The organism is Perlabentimonas gracilis, from assembly GCF_011174675.1.
Classification (GTDB): domain Bacteria; phylum Bacteroidota; class Bacteroidia; order Bacteroidales; family Tenuifilaceae; genus Perlabentimonas; species Perlabentimonas gracilis.
In genome coordinates this window covers 1-6015 of record NZ_JAANIG010000076.1, presented here as the reverse complement: position 1 = coordinate 6015, position 6015 = coordinate 1, and the positions used below count along the sequence as shown (strand labels likewise).

General features: G+C 40.3%; 6 protein-coding genes. All 6 read left to right on the top strand.

Going from position 1 to position 6015, the window contains the following annotated elements; genetic code table 11:
• The first annotated feature begins 317 nt into the window (after positions 1-317).
• The 6 genes from G8O23_RS16910 to G8O23_RS16885 all read left to right on the top strand — a co-directional run bounded on the left by G8O23_RS16910 (position 318) and on the right by G8O23_RS16885 (position 5564).
• The gene (locus G8O23_RS16910) at positions 318-596 is read left to right on the top strand and encodes a hypothetical protein (RefSeq protein ID WP_166367061.1); all 279 of its coding nucleotides are present in this window, start codon (positions 318-320) and stop codon (positions 594-596) included.
• Between the two features lie 69 nt (positions 597-665).
• The gene (locus G8O23_RS16905; RefSeq protein WP_166367059.1) at positions 666-860 is read left to right on the top strand and encodes a hypothetical protein; all 195 of its coding nucleotides are present in this window, start codon (positions 666-668) and stop codon (positions 858-860) included.
• A gap of 65 nt (positions 861-925) precedes the next feature.
• Positions 926-1843, top strand: coding sequence for a hypothetical protein (locus G8O23_RS16900; RefSeq protein WP_166367057.1), 918 nt, complete (start codon positions 926-928; stop codon positions 1841-1843).
• A gap of 25 nt (positions 1844-1868) precedes the next feature.
• Complete coding sequence (locus G8O23_RS16895; RefSeq protein ID WP_166367055.1) at positions 1869-2411, top strand: peroxiredoxin family protein; 543 nt, start codon at positions 1869-1871, stop codon at positions 2409-2411.
• The gene (locus G8O23_RS16890; protein WP_166367053.1) at positions 2398-4545 is read left to right on the top strand and encodes a peptidase domain-containing ABC transporter; all 2148 of its coding nucleotides are present in this window, start codon (positions 2398-2400) and stop codon (positions 4543-4545) included. Before G8O23_RS16895 ends, G8O23_RS16890 begins: the two co-directional genes overlap by 14 nt.
• A gap of 362 nt (positions 4546-4907) precedes the next feature.
• Positions 4908-5564 carry a hypothetical protein gene (locus G8O23_RS16885; protein WP_166367051.1) on the top strand — a complete coding sequence of 219 codons (657 nt, stop codon included), beginning with the start codon at positions 4908-4910 and terminating at the stop codon, positions 5562-5564.
• Positions 5565-6015: the final 451 nt, after the last annotated feature.

Sequence of the window (6015 nt, the reverse complement as noted above, 5' to 3'; positions counted from 1 at the left end):
GACGATATTTTGGAGCGAATCTATTTGATAGACTACTAGTTGCAGCTGTCGAAGATACTTGGTATGGAAAACTTAGGTACAATTACGGATAATCATATAGTTTTATTACCAAAGAAAGAGATATACAATGGGTCAATTATCCTATCTCTATCCTTATTGTGCTTGTTCCAACATTGCTTGTTGCATTCTGCCTTAACATTGGGGGTGTTCTTAATAATCAAAAAATTTCATTTTCCAAGTTATTTGGCATTGCTTTAAAAGCGCAACTTATTTTTGCCCTGAACTACCTTATTGCCATATCACTCAAAGCTGCCAATATGGTAACATTTTCGTTTGCTTCAGTGAACAACAACTTTAGTTTCCAATCATTACTTCGCTTTTTCGACAATAAGAATTTGCCTTACTGGCTGCTTTACCCATTGCAGTGCGTAAATGTTGCTGAAGCTGTGCACATACTTTTTCTTTCGCTAGGTATTTCCTTTTTGATGAAACAAAAATATGGTAAATCATTACTTTTCGTACTGCTCTGGTACGGTATGGGGCTACTGTTCTGGATTGTATTCACGGTCTTCCTGCAAACCGTTCTGTATACATAGCTTACCATTGCGCACCCCAATGGTAGACAATAAGGAATGGGTGTATAATACTAACTAAAAATTTTAACTATGAAAGAGCTAACTTTAGAGCAAATGGAAACTACCCAAGGAGGAAAGTTTTGGGGTTGGGATTGTGTCCCGACAGGAGAAATGTACATAATGCCAAATGGAGAGTGCCGAGAAAAGCATAATTGCACACGTTTTATCTTTTGGATTGCAGTTGAAGATGACGATCCTTTGCTAGGTTGTTCCAACTTCTGGTAATCTTTTTAAAAGAGGCAGTCCTTTTTAGACTGCCTCTTATACCTAATTTTTTATTTCTAATAAAAATGTCATTTATCACACCTTTAAAACAATGTATTTTAATAGTCTTTGTTTTAACATTTGCCTTTAAGTCAAGTTCTCAGGAATCTTATTTCAAATGGGAAGGAAGAATACTTTCTAAAAATGGTAAAGCTATAGAATTTGCACATATACAGATCAATTCTGATGGAAAGTATTTGTTGTTTATGTCAGATGCCAATGGTTTTGTAAATATTATGAATAGTGCAATCTCACCTACTGATTCAGTCATAGTATCTTGCATTGGCTTTTTAACCAAGAAGATGACGGCATCATCACTTTTTTCATCCGACTCTATAATTCTCACAGGTATACATTATAAAATAGGTGAGGTTGTAGTAAAACCCAAAAAGTGCAAAACAGTTACAATTGGCAATAAAAAAAGAAGACCTATTGGCCACACACAGATATCCTATAATACGCAGTCAGCACTAAAAATATCTAGCCACAATATAAATGGGCAAATCTTATCCGTTCAGATTTATATGTATAATAAATCTGAAACAGAATGGAAATACAGACCCTTTCGTTTAAGGCTGTATGAAGGAGGTGAAGGTATTGGTAAAGAATTGTTAAAGAATGAAATTATTGCATCTCTGCAATCCGATGATAGTAATTGGGTAACAATAAATCTTGCTCCCTTTAAAATTGATATGCCCAGTAAGGGAGTCATAGTTTCTGTTGAAGCTCTTAGCGCAGAGTATTATATAAGGTATGGATATATTGAAAGTGTAATATCAAAAAATGGTTTGGTAAACTCAATTAGCGTCGGATGGACCTTTGACGGCATACGTGGTGGTAAAGGTATTGAATCTTGGAGGTATTCTGAATACAACGGCTGGCATCAACGAAATTCAAAGAATAATTTTCTATATAAAATCAACATTGAGGTGTGTGAGGAGTGAAAAATAAGTAACAAATTGTCATACTATGAGTAAGTATAGGAGAGTAAACAGATTGCTAAATCCAACCAAAAGAGTAGCCGCAATAACCACATTATTGTCATTCACGTTAGCAGCTTGTTGGATGGCTCTAGTAATCTATCACCGAATTCAGGATGCTAAATTCAGTCCCAGAGAATTACCCAGCACACAGCTATTTGAGCCAAATAGTGGTGTTCCGTATTCAATGTCAATGCGAAAGGATAAACTATTGGTTTTCTTTAGCCCATTCTGTTCTTTCTGTGAACAATATGCACATGATATAGTAAACACCCAAAATATGCTTGAGGGCATTCAAATACTATTCATATCCACAGAGCTCCCTGAGTACATCCTAGAGTTTTCATTCATTCATCCTTCAGATAAAATAGTTTACCTCTGCGATGAAACTTCCCTTTTCAGCAAGGAGCTTAAGGTTAAACGATACCCAACAACATTCTTGTTTAACGGCAAGACTCAAAAGCTAACCAAGCAATTCGCAGGTGCGGTACCAATTGGGCAAATACTTCAAGAATTCTATGATGAGAAATAAAACAGGTAGGTACTTTGTAATACAAAAGGACCAATCGGACTGTGGTGTTGCCTGCCTGCTCTCCATTATAAGATACTACGGAGGCAATGCTACCCTTGAACAATTACGCGAACATAGCGGTACGGATAGGGTTGGAACTACACTACTGGGGCTAATGGAGGCGGCAAAAGCTAATGGTTTCGACGCAAAAGGGTACGAGGCAGATGCAAAATGCTTAAAGGAACACAACCAACCCTCAATTCTTCATGTGCAAATAGATAAGCTGGAGCACTATATGGTATTCTTTGCATATCAGAACAATTCTTTTACCATCGGCAACCCAGCCGAGGGCATAAGAGAGTACTCTTCGGACGAGCTAAATAGCATTTGGATAAGCAAACGCTGCCTCGTATTAAAACCAAATAGTTTTTTTGAAACCGCAAAGCATCAGGAAAAGCGTAAGGTAAGCTGGTTTTACCAATTGGTGAAAGAGGACATTAATGTATTAATCTCGAGCGCAATTATTGGGCTTATTCTTGCAGGCTTGGGAATGGCAACCGCTATTTTCTCACAGAAACTCATTGATACAATTATCCCCAGCAACAGCATTAGCAAGCTTATTACTGCTACGCTTATGCTTTTTTTGCTGCTTATTATCAGGTCCATACTTCAATACGTGAGAGGTCGTATGGTGATTGGCCAGAGCATGAACTTTAACAACCGGATTGTGAACTATTTCTACAACTCGCTGCTTTACCTACCCAAGCAATTTTTCGATGGGCGTGAGGTAGGAGATATGATTGCTCGCCTGAATGATACATCTCGAATACAGAACACCATAACCCAACTAATAGGCACGTTACTCATAGACCTGCTCACGCTTATAGTAACGCTAATTGTTATTTTCCATTACTCTTGGCAAGTAGGCGTAGTTGCTGTTCTTTTCGCTCCGCTATACTTTATCATTATTTGGGCTCACAATAGTCGAATTGTAACTAGGCAGCAAGAGGTGATGAAGGGTTATGCTCAAACTGAAAGTTTTTACATAGATACCATTAAGGGCATTGGCGATGTTAAGGGTTCTTGTAGCGAGTCGCATTTCAAATCGGTTGGCAGCACAATATATAGCGCATACCAGTTCAAAGTGTTTTCTTTGGGTTCCCTTGGTGTATCCCTCAGCCTGCTTTATGGTGCTATTGGGGTTCTTTTTATCACATCGGTATTGGCTATTGGTGGAATTCTTGTAATACAAAATACATTAACCACTGGCGCATTGATGGCTCTTTTCGCCCTCGTTTCTGCGCTAATTCCCTCCGTGCAGAATTTAGCCATGCTTCCTATCCCATTTAACTCAGCCCGAATAGCATTTGATAGGATGTTTGAATTTACAGGGGTCTCTCCTGAGCCTAATTCTAAAGGTAAAATTGAATGCATTAAGGAGTTATCACTTGAACGTGTACACTTTCGTTTCCAGGGTAGAAGCGCATTGCTAAAGGGAATCAACCTCAACGTAAAGAAAGGCGAGTTAGTGGCTCTTACTGGCGAGAGCGGGTGTGGCAAAAGCACAATTGCCCAGATTCTTGAGAAGTATTATCCAGTAGAAAACGGGAAAATTTTAGTGAATGGGAGTATTCCACTAACAGACATCAACACGAACTACTGGCGCAGTATGGTAGGTTACGTTCCCCAAACCCCTCATATCTTCAACGGCACCATTCTTGAAAACATTCTAATTAACAGCAATGTTCAGCCACAAGTGCTAATCCAAAAAATAAATGACTGGAATCTTTCTGGTTTCATGCAACAGTTTCCAATGGGGCTATATACGCTGGTTGGTGAAAAAGGAGTGAATCTCTCTGGCGGTCAAATACAGGTAGTATCAATGCTCAGAGCTTTTATAAAACAGCCACAGCTCATTATTCTGGATGAGGCTACATCAGCAATGGATAGAAAAACGGAATCGCTAGTATTAAGTTTGTTGAAGCAAATTAAATCTGAAATAGCAACTATTTTAATCTCCCACAAAATTCAAGCATTCAAGTCTCTTGCAGATAGAATTTATATCCTTGAGGACGGGGTCATAAATTCCTCAGGCACTCACCAAGTGCTTATGGAATCAGAAAACTTTTACAGCCAATACTGGAAAGAGTATTAAAATAATATGGTTATTGCTATCCATTTATCAACAAAAGACATATTCCTTAGGTTTGCCTTGCTAAGAAGCAAAAGGAATGTTATCAGAAGCAACAGAAGTGAAGGTCGGAGCATCCCAAATGTAATGCGAAGCAACAAAGATGTAAACAGAAGCAACCCAATTGTAACGCGAAGCAAGGCAGATGCAGGTCGAAGCAAGGCAATTGTAAGTGGAAGCAACCCAAATGTAAGTCGAAGCAACGCAATTGCAGGTCGAAGCAGACCAAATGTAAGTCGAAGCAATGCAATTGCAGGTCGAAGTAACCAATATGTAACATTACTTAACCTGTTTGTCCCAATGGCAAACCCTAAAATCAAAAACCTATGGCAACAAGACCAAAAAATTCAGAAGCCGACACGTTGGAGCTTTATCGTGTAGCGATAGAAAATGCAGAAACACAACCCGAAATTGCATCAGTTATGGCAGAGCTAGGCTACGACTCCGCAAAAATCACCGAGGGGAAGAACCTTTTAGCCCAAACCCGTTCATCCTACGATTTCAACAAGACCGAAGATGACGAAACTTCTGCTGCATCGGCTGCATTCTCCAATAAAAAAGCAGAATTGGAGAAGGTATTTAAAACGCAACGCAAAAAAGCAAAGGTGATATTCCGTAACGACAGCTTAACCGCCGATAAATTGGCCATTTCGGGAGAATTTCCACGGACTTACATAAAATGGATAGAAGCTGCAAAGAAATTCTATAGCGTGGCAACCACCGATACCGCCATCCAAGCCAAGTTGGCACGATTAGCAATTACCACTGATTCCCTAACAGCAGCAAACACCTTGATAGCTGAAGTAGAAGCTGCCAGAGCAGAATACCTAAAAGAAGTTGGAGAATCACAAGATGCAACAAAAACAAAAGATGCTGCCTTCGCCAAGATGGACGACTGGATGAGCGAATTCTACGCCGTGGCACGGATAGGTTTGGAGGATAGTCCTCAGCTGCTCGAAGCATTGGGAAAGGTGGTAAGGTAACAACGGGTAAGCCCACCCCACTTGTAAGCACTTTGGCAAGTCGCACATGCCCCGCTTCAGCCAAAACTTGCCAAAGAGCTTCCAAGCCCAGCCCAGCTAACCGCCTTTAAGGGCGGTTTAAGTATTTGCCCACGCACAAAAACAAAATTAGGGCCGTCATGTCATCGGGTCGAAAGATACGGCATTCCATACGCCACCTTTCACCCTGTGGACATGAAACACCAGCATACAACATGGGGTGTAGCTAATGGGGGGATATAAAAGTACACGCAACGGTACACCCGCACCGTTTCGTTTTCGTCACGGGACGAAAACGCAGGCTACGCACTCCCCCACTAGCCACAACCCCCAACCGTTAGCAACCATGGTGGACAAAAACAAAGATTTAGCCCATCGGCAGCCTGTTTCGGGGCGTAGATGGCTTGACAAAATGGAAATTTGCGGGTAGGCT

Bases quoted from the DNA above. Each gene is read 5' to 3' on its own strand.
- G8O23_RS16885 (WP_166367051.1), top strand. From the start codon at position 4,908: ATGGCAACAAGACCAAAAAATTCAGAAGCCGACACGTTGGAGCTTTAT.
- G8O23_RS16900 (WP_166367057.1), top strand. From the start codon at position 926: ATGTCATTTATCACACCTTTAAAACAATGTATTTTAATAGTCTTTGTT.
- G8O23_RS16910 (WP_166367061.1), top strand. From the start codon at position 318: ATGGTAACATTTTCGTTTGCTTCAGTGAACAACAACTTTAGTTTCCAA.
- G8O23_RS16905 (WP_166367059.1), top strand. From the start codon at position 666: ATGAAAGAGCTAACTTTAGAGCAAATGGAAACTACCCAAGGAGGAAAG.
- G8O23_RS16890 (WP_166367053.1), top strand. From the start codon at position 2,398: ATGATGAGAAATAAAACAGGTAGGTACTTTGTAATACAAAAGGACCAA.
- G8O23_RS16895 (WP_166367055.1), top strand. From the start codon at position 1,869: ATGAGTAAGTATAGGAGAGTAAACAGATTGCTAAATCCAACCAAAAGA.